This is a genomic window from Pseudomonas sp. B23(2017) (genome assembly GCF_002113725.1).
GTDB lineage: Bacteria > Pseudomonadota > Gammaproteobacteria > Pseudomonadales > Pseudomonadaceae > Aquipseudomonas > Aquipseudomonas putida_Z.
The window spans coordinates 1-24,811 of sequence record NZ_NEJM01000010.1 but is presented as its reverse complement, the minus strand read 5'-3'; the positions used below and the strand labels follow the sequence as shown (position 1 = coordinate 24,811).

Annotated in this window: 25 protein-coding genes; 3 read left to right on the top strand and 22 right to left on the bottom strand. The window is 64.8% G+C overall.

What is annotated here, in order from left to right; translation table 11 throughout:
- The first annotated feature begins 357 nt into the window (after positions 1-357).
- Complete coding sequence (locus CAG46_RS16785; RefSeq protein WP_085616436.1) at positions 358-858, top strand: methylated-DNA--[protein]-cysteine S-methyltransferase; 501 nt, start codon at positions 358-360, stop codon at positions 856-858.
- Positions 859-862: 4 nt separating this feature from the next.
- Here the strand turns inward: CAG46_RS16785 and CAG46_RS16780 are convergent, their stop codons facing one another.
- From CAG46_RS16780 to CAG46_RS16770, 3 genes are all read right to left on the bottom strand, one after another.
- Complete coding sequence (locus tag CAG46_RS16780; protein WP_085616434.1) at positions 863-1,105, bottom strand: hypothetical protein; 243 nt, start codon at positions 1,103-1,105, stop codon at positions 863-865.
- Positions 1,102-1,845 carry a carbon-nitrogen hydrolase family protein gene (locus tag CAG46_RS16775; protein WP_085616431.1) on the bottom strand — a complete coding sequence of 248 codons (744 nt, stop codon included), beginning with the start codon at positions 1,843-1,845 and terminating at the stop codon, positions 1,102-1,104. The genes CAG46_RS16780 and CAG46_RS16775 overlap by 4 nt, the downstream gene beginning before the upstream one ends.
- A gap of 76 nt (positions 1,846-1,921) precedes the next feature.
- Positions 1,922-2,437, bottom strand: coding sequence for a DUF3016 domain-containing protein (locus tag CAG46_RS16770; RefSeq protein ID WP_085616428.1), 516 nt, complete (start codon positions 2,435-2,437; stop codon positions 1,922-1,924).
- Between the two features lie 75 nt (positions 2,438-2,512).
- Between CAG46_RS16770 and CAG46_RS16765 the strand changes: the two genes are divergently transcribed.
- Complete coding sequence (locus CAG46_RS16765) at positions 2,513-3,238, top strand: metallophosphoesterase (protein WP_085616426.1); 726 nt, start codon at positions 2,513-2,515, stop codon at positions 3,236-3,238.
- On the opposite strand, the gene CAG46_RS16760 is transcribed toward CAG46_RS16765, so the two are convergent.
- Entirely contained in the window at positions 3,186-3,800 is a 615-nt protein-coding gene (locus CAG46_RS16760) for a LysE family translocator (protein ID WP_085616424.1), read from the bottom strand. The two genes, CAG46_RS16765 and CAG46_RS16760, sit on opposite strands and share 53 nt — an antisense overlap.
- A 198-nt stretch (positions 3,801-3,998) precedes the next feature.
- Positions 3,999-4,817, bottom strand: a complete 819-nt coding sequence (locus CAG46_RS16755; RefSeq protein ID WP_085616422.1) for an AraC family transcriptional regulator — start codon at positions 4,815-4,817, stop codon at positions 3,999-4,001.
- A gap of 131 nt (positions 4,818-4,948) precedes the next feature.
- Between CAG46_RS16755 and CAG46_RS16750 the strand changes: the two genes are divergently transcribed.
- Positions 4,949-5,572, top strand: a complete 624-nt coding sequence (locus CAG46_RS16750) for a LysE family translocator (protein ID WP_046616681.1) — start codon at positions 4,949-4,951, stop codon at positions 5,570-5,572.
- On the opposite strand, the gene CAG46_RS16745 is transcribed toward CAG46_RS16750, so the two are convergent.
- The 17 genes from CAG46_RS16745 to bamA form a co-directional block, all read right to left on the bottom strand.
- A complete protein-coding gene (locus tag CAG46_RS16745; protein ID WP_085616419.1) occupies positions 5,569-7,995 on the bottom strand; it encodes an autotransporter outer membrane beta-barrel domain-containing protein in 2,427 nt (808 codons plus the stop codon). The genes CAG46_RS16750 and CAG46_RS16745 overlap by 4 nt on opposite strands.
- A gap of 92 nt (positions 7,996-8,087) precedes the next feature.
- Positions 8,088-8,363: a peptidylprolyl isomerase gene (locus CAG46_RS16740; RefSeq protein ID WP_013972552.1), complete on the bottom strand. Its 276-nt coding sequence runs from the start codon at positions 8,361-8,363 to the stop codon at positions 8,088-8,090.
- Between the two features lie 202 nt (positions 8,364-8,565).
- On the bottom strand, positions 8,566-10,521 hold the full coding sequence (locus CAG46_RS16735) for an acetoacetate--CoA ligase (protein WP_085616416.1): 1,956 nt from the start codon (positions 10,519-10,521) through the stop codon (positions 8,566-8,568).
- A 143-nt stretch (positions 10,522-10,664) separates the two neighbouring features.
- The gene (gene eco / locus CAG46_RS16730) at positions 10,665-11,144 is read right to left on the bottom strand and encodes a serine protease inhibitor ecotin (protein ID WP_015270251.1); all 480 of its coding nucleotides are present in this window, start codon (positions 11,142-11,144) and stop codon (positions 10,665-10,667) included.
- A 55-nt stretch (positions 11,145-11,199) separates the two neighbouring features.
- On the bottom strand, positions 11,200-11,970 hold the full coding sequence (gene hbdH / locus CAG46_RS16725; RefSeq protein ID WP_085616413.1) for a 3-hydroxybutyrate dehydrogenase: 771 nt from the start codon (positions 11,968-11,970) through the stop codon (positions 11,200-11,202).
- Between the two features lie 10 nt (positions 11,971-11,980).
- Entirely contained in the window at positions 11,981-13,372 is a 1,392-nt protein-coding gene (locus CAG46_RS16720) for a GntP family permease (protein ID WP_085616410.1), read from the bottom strand.
- 285 nt (positions 13,373-13,657) lie between these two features.
- Positions 13,658-15,052 carry a sigma-54-dependent Fis family transcriptional regulator gene (locus tag CAG46_RS16715; RefSeq protein WP_085616407.1) on the bottom strand — a complete coding sequence of 465 codons (1,395 nt, stop codon included), beginning with the start codon at positions 15,050-15,052 and terminating at the stop codon, positions 13,658-13,660.
- 140 nt (positions 15,053-15,192) lie between these two features.
- Positions 15,193-16,209 carry an ABC transporter permease gene (locus CAG46_RS16710; RefSeq protein ID WP_025339234.1) on the bottom strand — a complete coding sequence of 339 codons (1,017 nt, stop codon included), beginning with the start codon at positions 16,207-16,209 and terminating at the stop codon, positions 15,193-15,195.
- Entirely contained in the window at positions 16,209-17,267 is a 1,059-nt protein-coding gene (locus CAG46_RS16705; protein WP_025339233.1) for a microcin C ABC transporter permease YejB, read from the bottom strand. The genes CAG46_RS16710 and CAG46_RS16705 overlap by 1 nt, the downstream gene beginning before the upstream one ends.
- Entirely contained in the window at positions 17,264-19,192 is a 1,929-nt protein-coding gene (locus tag CAG46_RS16700; protein ID WP_085616403.1) for an extracellular solute-binding protein, read from the bottom strand. The genes CAG46_RS16705 and CAG46_RS16700 overlap by 4 nt, the downstream gene beginning before the upstream one ends.
- A gap of 11 nt (positions 19,193-19,203) precedes the next feature.
- A complete protein-coding gene (locus CAG46_RS16695) occupies positions 19,204-19,485 on the bottom strand; it encodes a peptidylprolyl isomerase (RefSeq protein ID WP_016715592.1) in 282 nt (93 codons plus the stop codon).
- A 79-nt stretch (positions 19,486-19,564) separates the two neighbouring features.
- Positions 19,565-20,620: a 3-deoxy-7-phosphoheptulonate synthase gene (locus CAG46_RS16690; RefSeq protein WP_025339231.1), complete on the bottom strand. Its 1,056-nt coding sequence runs from the start codon at positions 20,618-20,620 to the stop codon at positions 19,565-19,567.
- Between the two features lie 555 nt (positions 20,621-21,175).
- Positions 21,176-21,727, bottom strand: coding sequence for a YbhB/YbcL family Raf kinase inhibitor-like protein (locus tag CAG46_RS16685; protein WP_025339230.1), 552 nt, complete (start codon positions 21,725-21,727; stop codon positions 21,176-21,178).
- Between the two features lie 48 nt (positions 21,728-21,775).
- Positions 21,776-22,084, bottom strand: a complete 309-nt coding sequence (locus CAG46_RS16680) for a hypothetical protein (protein WP_075045285.1) — start codon at positions 22,082-22,084, stop codon at positions 21,776-21,778.
- A gap of 146 nt (positions 22,085-22,230) precedes the next feature.
- A complete protein-coding gene (locus tag CAG46_RS16675) occupies positions 22,231-23,196 on the bottom strand; it encodes an endonuclease (protein ID WP_085616401.1) in 966 nt (321 codons plus the stop codon).
- Positions 23,197-23,210: 14 nt separating this feature from the next.
- Positions 23,211-23,594, bottom strand: a complete 384-nt coding sequence (locus CAG46_RS16670) for a hypothetical protein (RefSeq protein ID WP_025339227.1) — start codon at positions 23,592-23,594, stop codon at positions 23,211-23,213.
- A gap of 121 nt (positions 23,595-23,715) precedes the next feature.
- On the bottom strand, positions 23,716-24,811 hold a 1,096-nt coding region (gene bamA, locus CAG46_RS16665; protein WP_085616398.1), incomplete at its 5' end, for an outer membrane protein assembly factor BamA.

Genomic DNA, 24,811 nt, shown 5'->3' with positions numbered 1-24,811 from the left:
CTACGCCGGTGTTCGCGGGCGCGCCCGCTCCCACAGGTACGGCGCATTCCTTCAGCTGGTGGGCACCCTGTGGGAGCGGGTTCACCCGCGAAGCAGGCATTGCGGTGGATGGCACCGGCTGCGCCGGTGTTCGCGGGCGCGCCCGCTCCCACAGGTATGGCGCATTCCTTCAGCTGATGGGATCCCTGTGGGAGCGGGTTCACCCGCGAAGCAGGCGACGCGGTGCATGGCACTCTGGCCCGGGCAATATGCCGACGCCGATGTTCCGCTTGCGTGATTGCCTGAGCAAGAAAGCGGATGCAGGCAGGGCTGTGGATGCGTACAGTAGGTTGATCGCAACCTGGCAGGAGCCTGCTTATGTCCAGCGCATTCACCTTCATGCAGTCGCCCGTCGGCACCTTGACCCTGGTAGCCCGTGGCGAGTGCCTGGCTGCCGTACTCTGGGAAGAGGAGCGGGAAAACCGCGTGCGCCTTGGCGCCCTGCACCGTGATGACCAGTGCCCGGTACTGCTGGAAACCGCCCGCCAGCTCGGCGAGTACTTCGCCGGCAAACGCCAGCGCTTCGAACTGGCGCTGGATTTTGCCGGTACCGCATTCCAGCGTCAGGTATGGGCCGCGCTGTTGGCGATACCGTTCGGTGAAACCCGCAGCTACAGCGACATCGCCCGGCAGATCGGCAACCCCAGCGCGGTGCGCGCGGTAGGCGCCGCCAATGGCCGCAACCCGATCTCGATCATCGCCCCGTGCCATCGGGTGATCGGTGCTTCGGGCAGCCTCACCGGCTTTGCCGGTGGCCTGGCGGCCAAGCAGTACCTGCTGGCGCTGGAGGGCCGGCAAAGCCTGGCACTGGACCTGTAAGGCGTCAGCAGAACCAGCTGGCGACCAGGCAGACCAGCACGGCCAACGCCGTGCCGGCCATCAGGGTGTACTGCCGATGGGCCCGGCGCGCATGGGGCTTGACTGCGCGCAGGTACTCGCCAGGTGTCGGCGCGTCGGGCCGGTGGCGCAAACCCTCGGCCACATCGGCCAGTTGCCCCTGGACGAGAAGACCCGTCAGGTAGTAGGTACAGGCATAGCTCAGCAACGCCAGAAACAGATAGATCATGCCGGGTGCGGGTCCAGGGGCACCGCCATGGCACTGGCGTTGGTGGTGTCCAGCACGATCAGCCCTTCGCCGTGGTCGTCCAGGCTGGCCAGCAAGCGCCCCTGGCTGTCCCAGGCCGCCGAGCCGCCGGCACCAATGAAGGTATCGGCCGGCCCCACGCAGTTGGCCAGCAACACCGTCATGCCCAGCTCACGAGCCACCTCGGGGTAGTGCTGGTAACCCTCGCGGATGCCCTTGGCGGTTTTCGCCACGCTGACCAGGTACAGGTCGGCGCCGTGTTCCCGTGCGGCTGCCGCATGCGCCATGAACATCGATTCGTAGCAGATCGCAGGCGCTACCCGGTGCGCGCCTACCTGCAGCAACAAGGCTTGATCGCCTGGGGTGAACCAGGGCAGTTCATCATCATGCAGACGCCGCTTGGCATAGGCCTGACGCGGTGCACCGGGGCTCAGGATTGGCATGCCTATACGAATGCCATCAGGGGTCGGCAGTGGCAGGCCTGCGGCGACGGTGATACCAAGCCGGTCGCAGGCTGCCTGCAGCGGGTCCAGCCGCGTCGAACTGACGGGCAGGGCGGCCTGGCGCGCGAGGGTTGGCTCATAGCCGGTCAGTGACAGTTCGGGAAATACCACCAGTTCGGCGCCAAGGGCCACGGCCTGTTCGATGCAGGCCAGGTGGCGTTCGAGGTTGGCTTGCACATCGCCCTTGAGCGACGCCAGTTGCACGGCGCACAACTTCATGAAAAACCCTTCCCTGGTATAGGTTGAAGGGCCGAGCATACTACCGGCACCAACGCCTGTACCAGTGAAGGGATTTTCAGGATGCCGGGTGGACGGCGAAGCGTTGGCGGAACCAGTCGTTGAGCATGGCCTTTTCGGCATACAGGCGGTCGCTGCTGCTCGTGACCCGGCCCGGGCGGCTGAGGTACATCTTGTCGCTGACCCGTTCCTGCGCCTGCTGGTTGGGTTTGCCCGGTTGGCTGAGGGTGTAGCTGAGGTCGATGGTCGGCCAGGTGATTTCGCGCATGTAACGTACATCGTAGGCCTGGCTGTGCCAGGGCTCGAAACGCCCGGCCAGGTCGATGTCGCGAATGTCGATGACCAGTTGCTGGCCAGGTTGCAGGTAGCGTTGGCCAAGCTTCTGCAGGTACTGGGTCAGGGTTTTCATCACATAGGTGTCGGCGCCACGCTCGTACCCGTGGCTGTCGAGGCTGGCATCGCGGAATTTTTCCGGATGCTCGAAACGTACCTCGACCTGCGCGGCCGGGGCACCTTGTGCCATGCTGTCCAGTGACAGCGCCATGAGCACGGCACACACGAGGGCGGTACGCATGATGCACCTCCGGGGCAGATTGCGTGTGCCTCCATTTTACCCCTGGCAGGGCGCTACCAGCAGAGGAAGATTGTAATGGCACGGTTTCGGCGTCTGATTGCCAACCTGCGGGGGCGTGACCTGGCGGTGGGCGATATCCATGGTCACTTCCAGCGCCTGCAGCAATGCCTGGATGGGGTGGGGTTCGATCCGGCCGTGGACCGCCTGTTCAGCGTGGGGGACCTGGTCGACCGTGGCCCGGACAGCGAGGCGGCGCTGGAATGGCTGGCGCAGCCCTGGTTCCATGCCGTGCAGGGCAATCATGAGGCCCTGGCAATTACCCGCGTACGTGGTGGGCGGCTCGATCTGGACATGTATCGCGCCGCCGGGGGTGGCTGGTTTCTTGACCTGCCGCGGGGCGAGCAGTTGCGTTTCGTGGAGCGCTTCGAGCAGTTGCCGATTGCGATAGAGGTTGAAAGTGCAGCGGGCCTGGTAGGCCTGCTGCATGCCGACAGCCCGTATGCCGACTGGGCGGTGTTGAGGACCTGGCTGGAACTGGATGACGACCCGCAAGTACGGGAAGTGTGCCAATGGTCGCGGCGGCGGTTGAAGGTAGGTGATACCGAGCCCGTGCAGGGCCTGCGCGCCTTGTTGGTGGGCCACACGCCGGTACTGGAAGCCAAGCTGCTGGGCAATGTCTGGCACCTGGATACCGGGGGTTGGGCCAGTGGCCATTTCACCTTGATGGACATGCGGACCCTGCAACTGGTCAGCCCCAGGCCAGGTGAAACAACAGTGCCGCAGCCAATAGCACCAGCATGACCCCGGAGGCCCGCTCCAGCCATGGCAGGCAGCGGGCGAAGCGCCCCAGCACCAGCGGGTTGCCGATGGCTACCGCAACCAGCAGGTCCCACAGCAGCACGATGCTGAACATCCACAGGGCACAGGTTACTTTCCAGGCAAAGCTGGCGCTGGCGACCATGCTGACCAGGCTGGCATAGAACAGCGCATTCTTGGGGTTGAGGATGCCAGACAGGAACCCCATGCCCAATCCCCGCCACCACCCTTGGGCGGTCTGCTTGCCAGCGACTGCGCCCAGGCTGGTTTGCCCGGCATGGCGCAGGAACAGGGTGCCGATGTACAGCAGGTAGCCGGCGCCGGCCAGTTGCAGGGTTGTGAACAGGAGGCTGCCTTCCTGCAGTACCGACAGGCCGGTGAAAGCCATGGCGATGAACACGCCATTGGCCAGGGCGATACCCAGGCAGGCGCCGCTCGCGACACGCCAGCCGGCGCTGACCGAGGTGCGTGCGACCAGGAAGAAGTCCGGGCCGGGAGAGAGCAGGGCGAGGAAGTGGGCGAGGGCGATGATCAGGAACTGTTGCATTGGGTGAGGTTGCTCTGGCGTAAAGCCTGACTCTGCCCCTCGGCGCTCATGCCGTATTGAACAATATTGCAGGCCCATTGCCGGGGCTGCTGCGCAGCCCTTTCGCGACACAAGGCCGCTCCCACATTGAACGGCGTACGCAGCACCTTGTGGGAGCGGCCTTGTGTCGCGAAAGGGGCGCACAGCGCCCCCATGGTCTCAGAGGCTGTGCAAATCCCGATACTGCCCCGGTGTCACCCCCACATGGGCCTTGAACACCCGCTGGAAATGGCTTTGGTCGGCAAACCCGAGCCGATAGGCCACCTCCGCCAGTGCCTGCCCTTCACCCAACAATTGCCGCCCACGGTTGACCCGGGCATTGAGCAGGTAGGCATGCGGTGTAAACCCGGTGGCCGCGCGAAATGCGCGAATCAACTGGTAACGCCCAAGCCCGGCCTGCCGGGCCAGTACCGCCAGGCTCAACTGCGCCGGGTCCTGGCCTTCGATGTGCGCAATCAGCCCACTCAACGCGGTCGCCCCCAGGGCCGGTGCCGGTGCCAGCGGCGCGTGCCTGGCAAAGTCCAGGTCACCCAGAAAGGCAATCAGCGCCGCATCCTTCTCACCACTGCTGGCGTTGGAGAACAGCAGACTGTTCATTTCGCAGAACTGCCGATACACCTCCGGCACCTGGCAGATACGTGCCGGCTCGTCGGGCCCGGCACCCTCCAGCCCTGACTCCAGGTGCAGCTGTGCCAGCCAGTCGGCATCCACGTGCAGCATCTGGTAGCTCCACGCCTGCCCGGGCTCTGGGTTGCAGGCATGTACCCGGCGGGCCGGGACCAGCACCAGCGTGCCGGGTGTCAGGCGTTGCTGGCCGTTGCCGGCACCGGTGAAATGACTGTACCCGGCGTCCACCACACCGATGGAAAATGTCGGGTGGCTGTGGGGCTTGTAGCAGGCGCGGCTATGGCAGGCGCGGCGGCTTTCGACATGCGGCAGGGCCGGGTCGCGCCACAGCGCGGCATGGGAACGGGGCATCACAGGGTCCTCGGTATGCGCGGCAGCTTATCAGGCGCCGCGCACCCATACAGTTTTTTCCGCTGGCTGTAACTTGACCGCAAGGCCCGCTACCCGCCGAAATAGACGCCTGTTGCCAAAGGAAAACAATAATGGACCTCTCAAGCCTGCTGCTTTTCATTCCTGCCTGCTTCGCCCTGAACATGGCGCCGGGGCCGAACAACCTGCTGTCGCTGCACAATGCCAGCCGTTACGGCCTGCGCACGGCCTGCGTGGCCGGCGGCGGGCGCATCGTCGCCTTCAGCGGCATGATCGCCCTGGCGGCCATGGGCCTGGCAGTGGTGCTGCACACCAGCGAATACCTGTTCCTGGCCATCAAGGTGGTGGGGGCGGCGTATCTGTTCTATATCGCCTGGCAACTGTGGCGGGCACCGGTGGGCGAGGCGGTGGTGGCAAGCGATCACCCACGCGGCACCTGGCGCCTGGCACGTCAGGAGTTCTGGGTGGCCGCTGGTAACCCGAAGGCAATCCTGATCTTCACCGCCTTCCTGCCGCAGTTCGTCTCGGTCGGCAGCGCCACCCCGGTAAGCGAGCAGTTCCTCTGGCTGGGTGTGTTGTTCCTGTTGCTGGAATGGGCCGCCATCGCCATCTACGCCGGCCTGGGGGCGTACCTGCAGCGTTGGTTCAGCCAGCCCGGCCCACGCCGGCTGTTCAACCGGGTCAGCGCCTCATTGCTGGGCTGCGCCGGCCTCGGGCTGCTGGCTGCGCGGCGCTAGAACTGCCAGCGCACACCCAGGTTCACGCCGCTGGCTTCCTGCTGGCGGCTGTCCAGGTTGGCGGTGTACTGCACGCCGCCATGCAGGCTCAGCGCTTCGTTGACCTGCGCTACCACGCCGCTTTCAAGTTGCACCGAGGTATAGCGGTAATCGGTCTTGATCTTGTCGACGCCATCGAAGGTCAAGGTATCGCGGCCACCGTCGCCGTGCCACAGGTTGACTTGCGCATAGGGTTGCAACAGGCGGTCGCTGCTGCTTTTGAAGGCCCCCTCGAGCCGAGCCCCCAGTCGGCCGGTCAGTTCGACCTGGGCGTCGTGGTTGATGTGCGAGACGCTATCGCTGGCGCTGTCGAGCGAGACCTTTTGCGCGATCAACTGAGCCTGCGGCTCCAGTACCCAGCGGTCGGACAGGGCAATGGGATAGCCGGATTCCAGTGAAGCGGTCCAGGCGTGGCCGTCGATGTTCAGCTTGTCACCCCGATCCGAACGCGCCCGGCCATCCAGGTGGGTGTACTGCAGCACGGCGTCGAGGTAGCCGCCTTGCGGTCCGACCAGAGTCCAGTAGGCGCCGACGCTGTCGCCATCAAGCTCCAGGTCACCGACGCTGCGGTTCTCCACGGCGAGGGCGAAGCCTTTGACGTCGGCGTCCAGGCGGCTATGGCTGACATAGATACCGACATGCTGGCGGTATCCGCTGTCGCCAACCTTGGCGTACAGGTCCTGGCCCACCTTGAAGCCGTACAGGTCGCCATTCAGGCTCGGGCTGACCGTGCCGCTCCATTGCTGACGTAACGCGCCGCCGTAGGCTTGCCCCCAACTGGCGGGCAGGGCGCCGTCACCCTGCAGCAGCTGCTGGTCGCCCTGACGCTGGTGGAACGTGCCCAGTGCCTGGCGGGCGATGATCGCGGCGCCCCGTGGCGCTGCGGCATACACCGCAACTTCCGGGCGATACAGCGGCAGGCTTTCGCCTTGCACCGGTGCTGGCAGGTCGACCTGGCCGGGCGCCGGGGCCACGACAGGCGGGGTAGCGGCGGGTGCGATCACCACTGGCTCGCCCGGTTGCGTTGGCTGTGTCGGCTCGCCCGGTTCCGGCGCAGGGGCCGGAGCGGGTGGCGCAACCAGGGTGGAGCGCAGGTACCAGCTGTTTTCACTGCCTGCAGTCACGCCGCCTTTGAACAACCGGTAGTCGTAGGCGCCGGCTGAAAGGGTCTGGGTCTGGACAAATGCGGTGGCCGTGCTGACCGCGCCGTCACGCGCTTCAACGACTTGAATGCCGTTCTGCGCGGTTATTGCACCGGCGCCATCGAGGTTGTTGATAAGCAACTGGGTAGAGCCGCCAATCGCACCACGGCTGACCACCAGGCGATCGGAGGCGGCGCCGTCGCCGGCCAGCACGCTGTTCAGGCGCAGGGTGCCGTTGTTGCCGGTGTAGTCGCCCTGGATGGTCAGGCGGCCCTGAGCGTCGTTGCCGCGGCTCAGGTCTATGGTGCCGGCGTTTACCACGGATGCCTTGTTGCCATTCTGGATGCTGACAATGCTGCCGTGGCGACTGATCAGTGTGCTGGTCGCGTCAATTTGCAGGGTACCGGTCCCCGTGGCTGCGGCTATCGGTGACTGATCGGAGCCCAGGTCACCCAGGGCCAAGCTGTCGTTCAGGGTCAACTGGCTGCCCTGGTTCAGGTTGATGGACTCCCAGTTGACATACAAGGCACCCTGACCGACCTTGGCTTGCTGAAACGTCAGGGTATCCGTGCCTGTACCACCGTCCAACAGCACTGTTGAACTGCTCAAGTCGAGTGTGCTGACAGTGGTCATGTCGTTGTGGGCGCCCATGTCGACTTTCTTGCCGATCTTGCCGCTCGTCCAGTTGAGTTTATCCTTGCCCTGGCCGGCACGTATCTCGCCTTTCAGATCGACGCCTTTGACATTGATCTCGTCGTCGCCGCTGCTGGTACGGAGGTCTCCACCGATGGTGCCGCCAGTCAGGATGTAAGTATCGTCACCAAGGCCGCTGACCACGTTGGCAACAACGATGGTTTCCACACCAAGGTTTTCGGACATTTCGAGGAAGTTATCAGCCATCTTGAGGTCGATACGGCCAATGCTGCCGCCCTTGAACCAGGCCTTGTCGCCATCTTCGAAGGCATCCGTGATGGTACCCCCGGTCATGACGAACTCGTCCATGGCACCGCCTTGATTGAGCGACCCTAGCTTGCCACCAGACATGTTGAACGTGTCTTGCCCCTCGCCTTGTTTCAACGACTTGGCCTCACCGCCGGTGATGATGAACTGATCTGCAGCTGACGTCTGAACGATGGCGTCCAGATCGTCGCCTGCTGCAACGGTCAGGGATTGGGCATGAGACAGCAAAGGCAAAGTGAGCAGAGGGAGTGCGGCAGGCAAAAGCAGACGAGGGCAGCGCATAGGCAGGTCTCCATTAGAGGGGCCACTGCCTGAGTTGTATGTTTTGTATGGTAGGGGGACAACTGGCAAAAATGTCAGGTGGCCCGGGGCTATCAGTCGCGGTAGAACGTCTGCACCAGGTGATAACCGAACTTGCTCTTGATCGGCCCGTGCACCACGCGCAGGGGCTTCTTGAAGATCACCTGGTCAATGGCGCCGACCATCTGCCCGGGGCGGATTTCACCCAGGTCGCCGCCACGCTTGCCCGAAGGGCAGGTGGAGAACTTTTTTGCGAGCACGTCGAAAGCCTCGCCATTGGCGATGCGCTGCTTGAGCTTTTCGGCTTCGTCAGCGGTCTTGACCAGGATGTGGCGGGCTTGGGCTTTCATGGGTTACCTGTGCTTCGGGGGCGAAAAAGGTGGGCATTATGCCTTAACGGGTCGGGTTGAGGCCATTGTGGGTGCGGCCTTGCGTCGCGAAAGGGCCGCAAAGCGGCCCCAGAAATCTATGCTTCGCTGCTGAAATCCCGGGGCTGCTTTGCAGCCCTTTCGCGACGCAAGGCCGCTCCCACAATGACGGTGAATACCTTCATTACGGGGTGCGCAACTCCTCGCGATCCCGGAACTGCTCCAGCGCCTCGGGGTTGGCCAGGGCGTCGGTGTTCTTCACCGGCAAGCCATGCACCACATTGCGAATCGCCAACTCCACCAGCTTGCCGCTGATGGTACGCGGAATGTCATCGACCTGGGCGATCACCGCCGGTACATGGCGGGGGGTGGTGTACTGGCGGATCACCTGGCGGATGTGCTGGCGCAGGGCCTCATCCAGCTGCAGGCCATCACGCAGGCGAACGAACAGCACCACCCGCACGTCGCCTTGCCAGTCCTGGCCGATGGCCACGCTTTCCAGCACCTGCTCGACCTTTTCCACCTGGCGGTAGATCTCCGCCGTGCCAATGCGCACCCCGCCGGGGTTGAGCACGGCATCGGAGCGGCCATGAATCACCAGCCCGCCGTCGGCACGCTGTTCGGCATAGTCGCCCTGGGCCCACACCCCCGGGAACTGGCTGAAGTAGGCGTCGTGATAGCGGCTGCCGTCCGTATCCTTCCAGAACCCCAGCGGCATGGACGGGAAGTTGCGCGTGCACACCAGCTCGCCTTTTTCGCCCTGCACCAGCTGGCCATGCTCGTTCCACACTTCCACCGCCATGCCCAGGCCCTTGCACTGGATCTCGCCACGGCGCACTGGCAGGGTCGGGTTGCCCAGCACGAAGCAGGAGACGATATCGGTGCCGCCGGACATCGACGCCAGGCACAGGTCGGCCTTGATCTTGCGGTACACGTAGTCGTAGCTGTGTGGTGACAGCGGCGAGCCGGTGGACAGCAGCAGGCGCAAGCGTTCCAGGCGGTGACTTGCCGCAGGTTCGAGGCCCGCCTGCTCCAGTGCCGCCAGGTACTTGGCGCTGGTACCGAAGGCCTGGATGCCCTCGGCGTCGATCAGGTCCAGCAGGCGCTCGGGGCCGGGATGGAACGGCGAGCCGTCGTACAGCACCAGCGTGGCGCCCACCGCCAGGCCGCTGGCCAGCCAGTTCCACATCATCCAGCCGCAAGTGGTGTAGTAGAACAGTACGTCATCGGCCTTCAGGTCGTTGTGCAGGCCATGTTCCTTCAGGTGCTGCAACAACACGCCGCCGGCGCGGTGGACGATGCACTTGGGCACACCGGTGGTGCCGCTGGAATACAGGATGTACAGCGGGTGGTCGAAGGGCAGCGGGGTGAAGCGGGGCTCGCCGCCGGGCTGAAAGAACTCGTCCCACAGGCTGACGTTGGCGGCCTGGAATTCGTCGGCGCGCGTCCCGCTGCGGGTATGGGGCACCACGATCAGCCGTTGCAGCCCGGGCAGCTGCGCGCACACCTGGTTGACCTTGTCCACCTGGTCGATGGCCTTGCCGGCGTACTGGTACCCGGCACAGGCGATCAGCAGCTTGGGCTCGATCTGGCCGAAGCGGTCGATGATGCCGTGTACGCCAAACTCGGGCGAGGAGCTGGACCACACCGCACCGAGGCTGGTGCAGGCGAGCATGGCGACCAGCGTCTGCCAGGTATTAGGCATGATGGCGGCGACCCGGTCGCCGGGGACGACACCGGCGGCCTTGAAGGCTGTTTGCAGGCCGGCCACCTGGGCCGCCAGCTGGGCATGGGTGAACAGCTGGCGTTGGCCGTCTTCGCGCACGGCGACCAGGGCCGGGCGGTCGTCGCGGCGGCGCAGCAGGTGTTCGGCGAAGTTGAGAGTGGCGTTGCTGAACCACTGGGCATCGGGCATCTGCGGCCCTTCGCTGAGCACCTGGCTCGGCGGGGTATGCCAGTGAACGTGAAAATAGTCGGCAAGGGTTTGCCAGAAGGCAGGGCGCTGCTCGATGCTCCAGCGGTGCAGCGCCTGGTAGTCGTCGAGTTGCAGGTTGTAGCGCAGGTTGACCCGGCGGCGGAAGGCATCCATCCGGCTGGCCTCGATCTGCGCCGTGGAGGGGCGCCAGAGCACATCGTTCATGCCGAACCTCCTGTTGCCTGCAAGGGCCCCATCGCCGGCAAGCCGGCTCCCACAGGAACCTCACAGGTCTTGAGTGCAGTGACCAACCTGTGGGAGCCGGCTTGCCGGCGATGAAGGCATCATCAAGGCCAAAGGCTTGCGTTTTACTCTACTTTAGCCTTTTGCACGTCCTGCGACGCGGTCCAGACGCGGTAGCGCACTTCGACGTCCTTGGGCACGTACACCACCACCGGCAGCTTGCTGTTGTAGCGCAGCATGAAGCCTTCACCGACCACTGGCACGAAGGCCTCGGTCTTCTTGCCATCGGGGCAGGCCATCAGCGTGCTGGCCGGGCCGCTGACCTTGTCCAGGCGGTAGTAGCTGTAGCCCCAGCCTTCCAGGGTACGTTCCTCCAGGCTGCCGCCCAGGCGCTGGCGATTGCAGTCCACCTTCAGGGTCTTGCCGGCGAGGATTTCCAGTTGATAGGCCGACTCATCAGCCTGGGCCGGCAGGTGGATGACCTGCCGGGTGAAGCCTTTTTCCGCCTCGGGGTAGGGCGCGACGTCCTTCAGGCTGGCTGCCATCGCGGGTGCGGCGGCAGCCAGGGTCAGGGCCAGGATCGCGGTCATCGGGGTTGGGCGCATAGGGCCTCCTTGCAGATAAACGAATGCAAGACCGTCGCCAGGCCCAGGCCGCCCGTCACTGGGCCAACCAGCCACCATCGACGTTCCAGGCGGCACCGCGAACCTGGCTACCGGCCTCGCTGCACAGGAATAGTACCAGCTCACCCAGGTGTTCGGGGGTGACGAAGGCCAACGATGGCTGTTTTTCTGCCAGCAGATCGTGCTGCGCTTGCAGCGGATCGCCACCGTTGGCTGCACGATCGTCGATCTGCTTCTGCACCAGCGGGGTCAACACCCAGCCAGGGCAGATGGCATTGCAGGTGACGTTGCTGGTGGCGGTTTCCAGGCCCACCACCTTGGTCAGGCCGACCACGCCGTGCTTGGCCGCCACATAGGCCGCCTTGCCGGTGGAGCCGACCAGGCCGTGCACCGAGGCGATGTTGATGATGCGCCCCCAGTTGCGCGCTCGCATGCCGGGCAGGGCCAGGCGCGTACCATGGAATACGGCCGACAGGTTGAGGGCGATGATCTTGTCCCAGCTTTCCAGCGGGAACTGCTCCACCGGCGCCACGTGCTGTATACCGGCGTTGTTGACCAGGATGTCGACGCCGCCGAACTCGCGCTCGGCCAGGGCGAACAGCGCTTCGATCTGGGCCACGTCCGACAGGTCGGCCGGGTGATGGACTGCCTTCACCCCGTGCCGGGCGATCTCGGCCAGCGCCGGGGCAGGGTCGCCGAAGCCGTTGAGCACGATGTTGGCGCCTGCGCGGGCCAGCACCTGGGCAATGCCCAGGCCGATGCCGCTGGTGGAACCGGTGATGAGTGCGGTCTTGCCTTTGAGGGTCATGCAAAGCTCCTTAGACGATGCCGGTGGCGTAGAACGTGGCGATGACCACGAACACCGCCAGGGTCTTGATCAGGGTAATACCGAAAATGTCCTTGTAGGCCTCGCGGTGGGTCAGCCCGGTCACGGCCAGCAGGGTGATGACCGCACCGTTGTGCGGCAGGGTGTCCATGCCCCCGCTGGCCATGGCGGCCACCCGGTGCAGCACTTCGAGCGGGATGTTGGCGGCATTGGCGGCGGCGATGAAGCTGTCGCCCATGGCCGCCAGGGCGATGCTCATGCCGCCCGAGGCAGAGCCGGTGATGCCGGCCAGCAAGGTCACGGTGATGGCTTCGTTGACCAGTGGGTTGGGGATGCCGCGCAGGGCATCGGCCAATACCAGGAAGCCCGGCAGCGAGGCGATCACCGCGCCAAAGCCGTATTCCGAGGCGGTGTTCATGGCCGCCAGCAAGGCGCCGCCCACGGCGCTTTTGGTGCCTTCGGCCAAGCGGGTGCGGATGGCGCCGAAGGCACACACAAGCACCATCAGGATGCCCACCAGCAACGCCGCCTGCACTGCCCAGATGGCCGTGAGCTTGGCCACATCGCTTTGCACCGGCGCGCTCATGCCGGGCAGTTGCAGGCTGTGGCTGGGGCCGTACCACTGCGGGATCCAGTGGGTGAACAGCAGGTTCATCACCCCCACCAGCAGCAGCGGCGACAGGGCCAGCCAAGGGTTGGGCAGCGCCAGGTCGGCAGCGGTTTCCGGTTCGTTGCGCAAGTCGCTGCCATAGCCTTCACCGGCGCGCTGGGCCTTGTTGCGCTGGCGCTGCAGGTAGGCCATGCCGGTGCAGAACACGAACAGCGTGCCGATCAGGCCCAGCCAGGGTGCGGCCCAGGCGGTGGTGTTGAAGAAGGTGCTGGGGATGATGTTCTGGATCTGCGGGGTGCCGGGCAGGGCATCCATGGTGAACGAGAACGCGCCCAGGGCGATGGTTGCCGGGATCAGGCGCTTGGGGATATTGCTCTGGCGGAACATCTCGGCGGCGAACGGGTACACCGCGAACACCACCACGAACAGCGACACGCCGCCGTAGGTGAGCAGGGCGCAGACCAGCACGATCACCAGCATCGCCTGGCGGGTGCCGAGCACGCGGATGGCGGCGGCGACGATCGAGCGCGAGAAGCCGGACAACTCGATCAGCTTGCCGAACACGGCCCCCAGCAGGAACACCGGGAAGTAGAGCTTGATGAAGCCGACCATTTTCTCCATGAACACCCCGGTGAATGCGGGGGCCACGGCGGACGGGTCGGTGAGCAGTACCGCCCCGAGGGCGGCGATGGGGGCGAAGAGGATTACGCTGTAACCGCGGTAGGCAGCCAGCATCAGCAGGGCCAGAGCGGCTAGGGCGATGAACACGGTCATCGGGGTGGGTCTCCTGGGTGAGTCTTGTTTTTATTGGTGAGCAGGAGATAGCGGGAATCGTGCCAGATCTGTAAGTTGATGATTTTAAATGATTAATTTTGTTTTTCTAATAATCTTGTCTACATTTTGAGACTGTAGGGGGCTGCTTTGCAGCCCATCGCCGGCAAGCCAGCTCCCACAGGGTTATCCAAAAGTTCTGAAAGCGGTGCAATACCTTGTGGGAGCTGGCTTGCCGGCGATCGAGGGCGAAGCCCTCGCAGCGATCTCAAATCAGAAACATAAGTCTCAAGTTAGAGACGAAATCCCCAGCGCTACCATCTTCTTGTACAACGTCGACCGCCCCAACCCCAATGCCTGCGCGGCCTGCGGCACATTTCCCGCATACTCGGCCAATGCCCCAACAATCAGCTCACGCTCAAACTCTTCACACGCCTCACGGTAAGTCTGGCGCACAGGCGCAGCCGCCACTGGGCTCAACGGCCCCAATGCCGCCCGTAGATCCGCCACCCCCAGACGCGGTTGATCCGCCAGCAGCGTGGCCCGCTCCAGCACATTGCGCAGCTCGCGAATGTTCCCCGGCCATGCATGCCGCGCCAATAGCTGCTGCGCTTCGGCCTCGAGCTCATACTGGCTGCCCAGTTCGCCCAGGATGGCCTCGCACAGCGCCGGCAGGTCCTCCAGCCGTTGCCGCAGTGGCGGCACCTCGATCGGCAGCACATTCAGCCGGTAATACAGGTCGGCGCGGAATGCCCCGCGGGCGATGGCGGCCTGCAGGTCGATGGAGGTGGCGGCAATGATGCGTACATCACTGCGCAGCATCTGGTTCGAGCCTACCGGCTCGTACTCCTTCTCCTGCAGCACCCGCAACAGCTTGCTCTGCAGGGCCAGCGGCATGTCGCCGATCTCGTCGAGGAACAGCGTGCCGCCTTCGGCCAGTTGCAGCTTGCCGCTGCGGCCCTTGCGATCGGCGCCGGTAAAGGCGCCGGGGGCGGTGCCGAAGAATTCGGCTTCCAGCAGCGTCTCGGGGATGGCCGCACTGTTGATGCTGACAAACGCCTTGTGCGCCCGCGCCGACGCCGCATGGATGGCATGGGCCAGCAGTTCCTTGCCGGTGCCGGTTTCGCCCAGCAGCAGCACCGGCGAATCACTGCTTGCGCCACGCCGGGCGCGGCGCTTGGCCTCCAGGCTGGCGGCGCTGCTGCCGACGAACTGGGCGAAGCTGTACTTGGCCTGGCGGGCGCGCAATTGCGAGCGGGTCGAGGCCAGTTCCTGCTGCATGCTGGAGTAGCGTTTGAGCAGCGGCGACAGGCTGCGCAACTCATCGAACAGGGCAAAGCCGATGGCGCCGATCAGCGCGCCCTGGTCGTCGTGGATGGGCAGGCGCATTACCACCAGCGGCTCGTTCGGGGTGTCGAGCATGTCCAGCAGGATTGGCCGGCCATTGCTCACTACTTCGCGCATCAGGCTGCCCGGGATCACCGCCTCGCATGGCTGGCCGATGGCACTGGCGGCGTCGGCCAGGCCAAAGCGCCGGGCGTAGCGCTCGTTCATCCAGACGATGCGCGCCTGGCGATCGACGATTACCGTGCCCTCGCTGGACTGCTCGATGATCTCGAACAACGAGCGGATCGCCAGTTGCCGTACCTGGGGGTAGTCCTTGAGGCTGTCGCTGTCGTGCATGGGTAGAAATCCTGAAATCTGTAAAAGCAGGGCCGGCCTCTTCGCGGGTAAACCCGCTCCCACAGGTACCCCACAGTCCTCAAGGTTTGTGGTGACCCTGTGGGAGCGGGTTTACCCGCGAAGAGGCCAGACCTGAAAACCTATCCCCTGGGGTCGAACGCCTCGCGCAAGGCATCCCCGATAAACACCAGCAGCGACAGAATCACCGCCAGCGCAAAGAATGCGGTAAAGCCCAGCCACGGCGCCTCCAGGTGCTGTTTGCCCTGGGTCACCAGCTCTCCCAGCGAAGCACTCCCGGCCGGCATGCCGAAACCAAGAAAATCCAGCGCAGTCAGGGTGGTGATCGCCCCGGTCAGCATGAACGGCACATAGGTCAGCGTTGCGTTCATGGCATTGGGCAGGATGTGCCGCAGCATTACCTGGCTGTCTGGCAACCCCAGCGCCCTTGCGGCCTTCACGTACTCCAGGTTGCGACCGCGCAGGAACTCGGCGCGCACCACATCGACCAGGGTCAGCCAGGAGAACAGCGCCATGATGCCCAGCAGCCACCAGAAGTCCGGCTCGACGAACCCGCTGAGGATGATCAGCAGGTACAGCACCGGCAACCCCGACCACACCTCCAGCAGGCGCTGGCCGACCAGGTCGACCCAGCCGCCGTGGTAGCCCTGCAGGGCACCGGCCGCCACCCCTATCAGCACGCTGACCACGGTCAGGGCGAAGGCGAACAGCAAGGATACCCGGGTGCCATACAGCACCCGGGCCAGCACGTCGCGGCCCTGGTCGTCGGTACCCAGCCAGTTGCTCGCGCTTGGCGGGCTGGGGGTGGGTACCTGCAGGTCGTAGTTGGGGGTATCGGCGCTGAACGGGATGGGGGCGAACAGCATCCAGCCACCTTGCTGCTCGATCAGCTGGCGTACATAGGCGCTGCGGTAGTCTGGCTGGAACGGCAGCTGGCCGCCGAACTGCTGCTCGGTGTAGCGCTTTAGCGCCGGCACGTACAGGTCGCCCTTGTAGCCCAGCAGCAGCGGTTTGTCGTTGGCCACCAGCTCGGCACACAAGCTCAGCAGCAGAAGGGCGGCGAACAGCCACAGCGAAACCCAGCCGAGGCGGTTGCGGCGAAAGCGTTGCAGGCGACGACGCGAGATCGGTGAAAGCATCAGCGCGCCCTCGTGTCGAAGTCGATACGCGGGTCGAGCAGGGTGTACGACAGGTCACCGATCAGGCGGATCAGCAGGCCCGCCAGGGTGAAGATGAACAGCGTGCCGAACACCACCGGGTAATCCCGCGACACGGCCGCCTCGTAACTCATGCGGCCCAGGCCATCGAGCGAGAAGATCACCTCGATCAGCAACGAGCCGGCGAAGAACACCGTGATCAACGCCTGCGGCAACCCGGCCACCACCAGCAGCATGGCATTGCGCAGCACGTGGCCATACAGCACCCGGCGCTCGCTCAGGCCCTTGGCGCGGGCGGTAACCACGTATTGCCGGGAAATCTCGTCGAGGAAGGCGTTTTTTGTCAGCAGCGTCAGGGTGGCGAAGCCGCCGATCACCAGGGCGCCGACCGGCAGCACCAGGTGCCAGAAGTAGTCAGCGACCTTGCCCAGCAGGCTGAGCTCGTCGAAGTTGTCCGAGACCAGGCCGCGCACCGGGAACCAGCTGAGCGAGGTGCCGCCGGCGAACAGCACGATCAGCAACAGGGCGAACAGGAACGAGGGCAGGGCATAGCCGACCACGATCAGTGCACTGCTCCAGGCATCGAAGCGGCTGCCGTGGCGCACTGCCTTGCGGATGCCCAGCGGGATCGACACCAGGTAGGTGATCAGCGTGGCCCAGAAGCCCAGCGACAGGGTGACCGGCAACTTGTCGAGGATCAGGTCGGTGACCTTGGCGCCGCGGAAGAAGCTGTTGCCGAAGTCCAGCCGGGCGTATTGGCCCAGCATCAACCACAGGCGCTCGGGGGCGGACTTGTCGAAGCCGTACTGGCGCTTGATCTCCTCGATCAGTTTCGGGTCCAGGCCACGGGTGGCCCGTGACTCACCGTGCACCACCTCGGCCCGGGCACCGGGAGCGCCGCCGCCGATGCCCTGCAGGCGTGCCACCGCCTGCTCCACCGGGCCACCCGGCGCGGCCTGGACAATGGCAAAGTTGACCAGCAGGATCGCCAGCAGGGTGGGAATGATCAGCAACAGGCGGCGCAGGATGTAGGTGGTCATGGCGAGGATTTCCGGCGTTCGGCCATTTGCGCGTTGGTCAGCGCGGTGGGGCTGACTTCCCACCAGGTGTCCAGGCCTTCGTCATAGGCAGCCTGGACCTTGGGCAGGCCGAAGCGGTTCCACCAGGCAGTGGAACTGCCCGGTGGGTAGTAGTTGGGGATCCAGTAGTAGTTCCATTGCAGCACCCGGTCCAGGGCATGGGCGTGGTGCAGCATGTCGGCCTGGGTGTCGGCGCGCACCAGGCCGTCGATCAGGTGGTCCACGGCAGGGTCCTGCAGCACCATCAGGTTGCTCGACCCAGGGTCGTGGGCCGCTGCCGAGCCAAAATAGTTGTACAGCTCGGCGCCGGGCGACAGGGTGACCGGGTAGCCGGTGACGATCATGTCGTAGTCACGCGCCATCAGGCGGTTGACGTACTGGGCCGAATCGACGTTGCGGATGTCCAGGGTCACGCCAATCTGGGCCAGGTTGCGCTTCCACGGCAGCAGCAGGCGCTCCATGCCTGCCTGGCCGTTGAGGAAGGTGAACGCCAGCGGCGTGCCCTGGCTGTTCACCAGGCGGTCGCCTTCGGGGCGCCAGCCGGCTTGTTCGAGCAGCGCCAGTGCCTGCAGCTGCTGCTTGCGGATGATCCCCGAACCATCGGTGACCGGGGCGGTGAACACGGTGCTGAAGACTTCGTCCGGCACCTTGCCGCGCAACGGTTCGAGCAGTTTCAACTCGCCGGCATCCGGCAGTTGGCGGGCGGCCAGCGGGGTATTGGAGAACACGCTCTGCTGGCGGATGTACATGTTGCGCATCATCTGCCGGTTGCTCCACTCGTAGTCCCACAGCATGCCCAGCGCCTGGCGCACGCGACGGTCCTTGAACTGCGGCCGGTCGAGGTTGAACACGAAGCCTTGGGCCACCTGCGGTTTGGCCGGGCCCAGGTGGGCGCGCTGCAGGCGGCCGTCGTCAAGTTGTGCGCCGTTGTAGCCCAGGGTGTAGGCGGTGGCGGAGAATTCGCGGTTGTAGTCGTAGCCGCCGCCTTTGAGCACCTGCCGCGCCACTTCGGTATCACCGAAGTACTCGATGCGCAGCTTGTCGAAATTGTAGCGGCCACGGCTGACCGGCAGATCGCGCGCCCACCAGTTGGCGTCGCGCTCGAAGGTGATGCTGCGGCCGTTGTCGATGCGCCCGATACGGTACGGCCCGCTGCCGACCGGCTTGTCGAAGCCGGCGCCGTTGGCAAAATCGCGCTGCTGCCAGTCGTGTTCGGGCAGTACCGGCAGGCTGGCGAGGTCCAGCGGCAGGGTGCGGCTGTGGTCGGGCTTGAAGTCGAAGCGCACGCTGTGCGGGCTTTCCACGATGACGGCGGCGACATCGGCGAACTGGGTGCGGTACTTGAGGCTGCCCTTGCTCATCAGCAGCTCGAAGGTAAAGCGTACATCCTCGGCGCGCACCGGCTTGCCATCGGCGAAGGTGGCGCGCGGGTCGATCTCGAAACGCAGCCAGGCATCCTCCGGGCCGCGCTCCATGCGCCGGGCGATCAGGCCGTAGACGGTGTAGGGTTCATCGAACGAGCGCACGGCCAGTGGCGCGTACAGCAGGCCATCGACCTCGCTGACACCGATGCCTTTGTCGATGTACGGCAGGATATGGTCGAACTGGCCGATCTCGATGGCCGAGCGGCGCAGGATGCCGCCTTTGCGGGCGTCGGGGTTGACGTAGTCGAAATGCTGGAAGCTGGCGTTGTAGCGGGGGGCTTCGCCGTAGACGGTGAGGGCGTGGGTGGGTGCAGCCTGGCTATTGAAGGAAAAACAAAGCAGAAAAAGGTAACACAGGGCCTGTGGGAGCGGGTTCACCCGCGAAAGCGCCAGATCAGGCAACGACGTTGCGTGAACGGACGCATTCGCGGGTAAACCCGCTCCCACAGGGGACATGAGCAGCTACTGGCTACTTAGTCCTGGCGGCTGGTCACTTCCAGCAGGTGGTAGCCGAACTGGGTCTTCACCGGGCCTTGCACGGTATTGACCGGGGCGCTGAACACCACGGTGTCGAACTCCTTGACCATCTGGCCCGGGCCGAACGAGCCCAGGTCACCGCCCTGGCGGCTGGACGGGCAGGTGGAGTTGGCTTTGGCGATTTCGGCGAAGTCGGCGCCTGCTTCGATCTGGGCTTTCAGTTCGTTGCATTTATCGATGCTGCTGACCAGGATGTGGCGGGCGGTTGCACGGGCCATGGGTACTGCTCCTTGGGGGAAAAAGGCAAGCCTAGCGCACTTGTCCGGGGTATGTCTCGCCAGGCTTGCGTCCCGCTACCTAGAGTTTTTGTGCCGCCTCGCGCAACAGGGTTTCGGTCGAGGCCCAGCCCAGGCAACCGTCGGTGATCGACACGCCGTATTTCAGCGCGCCCTTGCCCAGCGCCTGGCAGCCGTCGAACAGGTGCCCTTCGATCATCACGCCGACGATCGAACGGTCGCCGGCCAGGCGCTGCTCCAGCACATCGTTGAAAACCGCCGGCTGGCGCGCCGGGTCCTTGCCGCTGTTGGCATGGCTGCAATCGACCATGATCCGCGCCTGCAACCCGGCCTTGGCCAGCGCCTGGCGGGCCATGGCGATGCTGTTGGCGTCAAAGTTCGGGCCCTTGTGGCCGCCGCGCAGCACCAGGTGGGTGTCCGCGTTGCCCAAGGTCTCGATGATGGCCGGGTAGCCCTGCGCATCCATGCCGAAGTGGCGGTGCGGATGGGCGGCGCTGCGCATGGCGTCGCTGGCGATGGCGATGCCGCCGTCGGTGCCGTTCTTGAAGCCGACCGGCAGCTCCAGGCCACTGACCATTTCGCGGTGGATCTGCGACTCGGTGGTGCGCGCGCCAATCGCGGCCCAGGCCAGAAGGTCATCGAAGTAGCCGGCGGCCATTGGCTGCAGCAGTTCGGTGGCAACCGGCAGGCCGCGTTCGATCATGTTCAGCATCAGCCCGCGGGACAGGGCGATGCCGGCGTGCATGTCGTCGCTGCCATCGAGGTGCGGGTCGTAGGCAAGGCCTTTCCAGCCGACCGTGGTGCGGGGTTTTTCGACGTAGGCGCGCATCACCAGCAGCAGCTTGTCGTCGACTTCGCGGCTGAGGGCGGCCAGGCGGTCGGCGTATTCCAGGGCCGAGCGCGGGTCGTGGATCGAGCACGGGCCAACGATCACCAGCAGGCGCTGGTCGCGGCCTTCGAGGATGTCGCGGATGGCCTGGCGGTGGGCATGGACTTGCTGGGTAAGTTCGCTGGACAGCGGCATTTGCTGTTTGAGCAGGTGCGGGCTGGGCAGGCGCTGGCTGACGGTGGTGTTGGCCGCTTGCGGCTGGGTCAGGGCGAGGCTGGAAGCTTGCATGGCGTTTTTTCCCTGGGCGGACGGCGGGTTCTGGCCCGCGTGGTCGGCCCTATCGAGGTGTTCGACAGATCGTTGAATTCGTATTGGCTGCTGCATTGCCACCTGTGGAAGACCGAACGGAGGCGGCAGGCTGGCCCGAACGGGATTGGCTAAATCGCCAGGCGTAGGTGTTTGCGTAGTAATAAGTGGCGTAGTTCATGAATCTGTCCTCAATGTGAATCGGTGTTGTTCAAAGGCCTGAAAAGCAAAACCCCCGGTCGGGGAGCCGACCGGGGGTTTGAGTATTCTCATGTTCGGCGGCCCCTCGAAGGTGGGCGCCGTGTGGGTATCGGCGCCTAGTGGCTAAACCAATACCCAAAGTAATAGCTGGCAGGTGCCACGCAGCCGGCAACGGCCAGCACAGGGCGCAGGCTGCGACCGGTGTGGTTGGCGTGGTTGCGGGTGTGTTTCGGCATGTTGCTCTCCAGTGAATGAGCCCGAGCTTACTTCAGTTCGGCCGGGCCATTCAATGGATAAATGTTATGGGGGTGATCAATTGTTTTTGTACCGCACGGTTCAATGGCCATAGCGCCCGACCAGGCTCTGCGCCCCTAGCGCGTGACCTTGCAGCAGTTGCAGCAGGCCGCTGCGGTCCAGGCCTTCGGGCAGGGTGCCCAATGGCAGGTCGGTGGCGATCAGCGTCAGTGCGTAGTGGTGCGGGTTGTCGCCGGCGGGTGGGCAGGGGCCGCGGTAGCTGAGCGTGCCCCGCGAGTTGCGCCCCACGGTCACGCCTTGCCCGGTCAGCCCGGCGACGCCTTCCTTCAGCCCATCCTGGGCCGGGTCGATGTTGTAGGCGATCCAGTGGACCACGCCAATGCCCTTGCCGCCGTCCGGGTCGAACATGATCAGGGCCAGCGACTGGGTGCCTGCGGGGAGGTTGTCCCAGCTCAGTTGCGGGGTGCGCTCTTCGCCGGCACCACAGGCCGGGTCCGGGCCAACCTGTTGCAAGGCGATCACGCCGCCATCGGTGAACGACGAAGAGCTGATCGACAGTGCGCCCTGGCCGCCAGCGACGGCCAGGGCGCTGCACGGCAGCAGGGCGGCGAGCAGCCAGGGTTTGAGGTTCATGGTGAATCCTTGGCAGGGCGTTCCGGCGCAGTGTAGCCCAGGCCGGCCTCAATGGCTGTCCTGGTCCTCGGCGGTGCCACCCGAGTGCCCGGCGCCGGAGCCGGTGGCTTCGCCGGTGCTGTTGGAGCCACCAGCGGCGCCGTCGGCGGCATCGCTGTTGCTGCCGGTGTCGCTGCTGTCGTTGGCCTTGCTGCTGCCTGGGCTGTTGACGCTGCTGTCTTCACCGGCGGTCTTGCCACCGTACTGGTCGGTTTGCGGGCGGCTGTCGGTGTCTGTGTCGGTGGCGGCGAAGCTGGTGCCAGTGACGCTGGCAAGGGCAAGGGCAAGGCACAGTGAGAGTGGGCGAATGCGGATCATGGAACGTCTCCTTTGCGGATGATCTGTCATTCGTTGGGCTGGGGGCGGGGAGTGGGGTGCCGTCTGGGCGACGGATGGTCATTGTTGCGGGCTGCCGTGCAGCCCGCTCGATTGCAAGGGGGCCGCGCAGGCCCCGAGGAAGGCGATCAGCGGCAGTTGCCCGCCTTGCGATAACCCGCTGCCTGCGCCTCACCCTCTGTGGCGAAGGTGACCTGGTTCTTCGCGGTAACCTGGGTATAGCCCGGGCAGCCGACGGAAAGGTGATAGACGTGGCTGTTGCGGTTGCCAAGCACCGCCCCCACCGACCCGGCACTGGCCAGGCTCGGCTTGGCCTCTGGCTTGGCAGCCTTCGCCGGCACCGCTTGCACCACGCCACTGCCGACTGGCTTGTAGTTGGCGGTCCATTTGCGTTCCCCGGTCACGAAGGGGTTGGCATGGCCCATGATCGCGGCAATGCGCCTGTCACGCTCTTTCTCCCAGGCCGACACCGGGTGCTGTTTGTCCCAGGCCATCAGCAACTGCTGCTGTTGGCGCGACATGCTCAGCTTGTAACGGTCGTACATGTAGAAGGTGGTGCGGGCGACCAGGCCTTTCACTTCGTCACGCGGTTCGGCAGCACGCTGCACGAAGTCGACCTTGGTGGAGCACTGCCCGTATTGCCCTGCATTGCCAGCAACCATGCCGTAGTTGAAATTGCTGCGGTCGCCGTTGACCTCGCCCACTGCCGGGTACAGGTTGAACAGGTCGGCCTCCATGGCGCGGAACACCGGGTCGTCATCCACGCAATGCTCGCGGCCACCGTTCTTCCAGCACTGGCGCTGGTTGCCGAAGGTGTAGGCCGGCACGATGTGCTCCCATTCGGTGCGTTCGGCGCGGTTCTGCTGCTTGCGTGTCTGATAGCCGCAAGAGGCGGCATCGATACGCCCGCCAGACTTGCCCACCCAGGCCCATTTGCAACCGCAGTACAGGTCGCCCATGGCACTGCTGGCCTGGTCCATGTACACCTTCTGCTTGGCCACCACCTTGGCCTCGGTGAAGGTCGCCGGTGGGCTGGCAAGGGCGGGCAGGGTAAAGGAAAACAGTAAGGATACGGCGTAAAGCAGTGATTTCATGGGGAAAACATATTTCAGGTTGGGGCGTGCATTGTAATCATTTCCTTGGGGCTGGCCAGCTCGCTGATCCACACCAGTGGGCGGCGCGGGTCGTCGCTGCCCATGCTGCTGAACGTGGCCGAGTCGAGCATGGCCTTGAGTTGGGTGGCCATGCGCAGCAGGCGCTCGATGAAGCCGGTGCCGACGGCGCCGGTGTCCTCCAGGGAAACACCGCTCTGGTTGTGCTGGATTGCCAGGTGGTAGTGGCTGACCCCGGCACCGTTGCCACTGCCGCCCAGCACCACGGTGAAGCGCGGGCCGAGCAGCCCGGCCAGGCGTTGCTGGACCAGGTCGAGTAGCGCGACCGGGACTTCGTCGGGGCGCAGTGAAGTGGGGAAGCATGGTGTGAAGGGAGGCATGGGCATGTCCTGCTGGGCGGGGTACGAGTCCTGGCCAGCTTAAGCAAGGTCACTGTCAACTTGGGTTAAGCAGGGGTAAAAGCGGGTAATGCTCAACGCCAGCGCGTTACGGCATCAGGCATCAGAAGGTCTGCCCCAGCGAGAACTGGAAGATCTGGGTTTCTGCCCCATCCGGCTTCTTCAGCGGTGCCGCCAGGCTGAAACTCAACGGCCCCATTGGGCTGTACCAGGTCACGCCAACCCCCAGCGACACGGCCATCTGTGCCAGGTCCACGCTGCCGCAGCCCTGGGTGGTCGACAGGTAGCAGGTGTCGGCGTACACGTTGCCGGCATCGACGAACACCGAGCTGCGCAGCTGGCTCTGGTCCTTCACGAACGGCAACGGGAAGATGTATTCGGCGCCGCCGGCAATCAGGATGTTGCCGCCCAGCACGTCGGTGTCACGGTCGGAGTAATAGGCTTGTCCTGCGCTGGCGTAGGTGCCGGTGGCCGGGGTATTGCGCGGGCCGAGGCTACCGTCCTTGAACCCGCGCACCGAACCCAGCCCACCTGCGGTGTAGCTTTCATAGAACGGCAGCCCGTCGGTGGAACCGTAGCCGTTGCCGTAGCCCAGGCTGGTATGCAGGCGCAGCGAGGTGTTGCTGGTTAGCGGCAGGTAGGTCTGGCCGCTGTAGTCCAGCTTGTAGAACGACAGGTCGCTGCCAGGGGTGGTGGCCATCAGCGTAAGGCTCTGCGAGTGGCCGCGGGTAGCCAGCACGCCTTTGTTCAAGGTCGATTCCGACCAGCCGATCGAGGCCTTGAGGTTGTTGAAACTCTTGCCTTCGCGGGCGATGAAGTCGTAGATCTCGTCGGCGCTGTAGGTACCGGGCGAGATATTGTCGTGCTGCAGGGTCAGGCCATAGGTCAGGCGCGAGGTTTCGTTGATCGGGTAGCCAAAGCTGACCCCGGCACCGTAGCTGTCGATCGCATAATAGGACACGCCGTCGTCGTAGTAATCGCTGTAGTCGGTGCTGTTGTAGAACAGGTTGTAGCCCAGGCTGACGCCATCGGCGGTGAAGTAGGGGTCGGTGAAGCCGAAGTTGTACTTGGTCTGGTACTCACTGCGGGTCAGGCCGATGGACACCTTGTTACCGGTACCGAGGAAGTTGCTCTGGCTGATCGAGCCACCGAGGATCAGGCCGGCGCTCTGGGCGAAACCGACGCTGGCGGTGATCGAG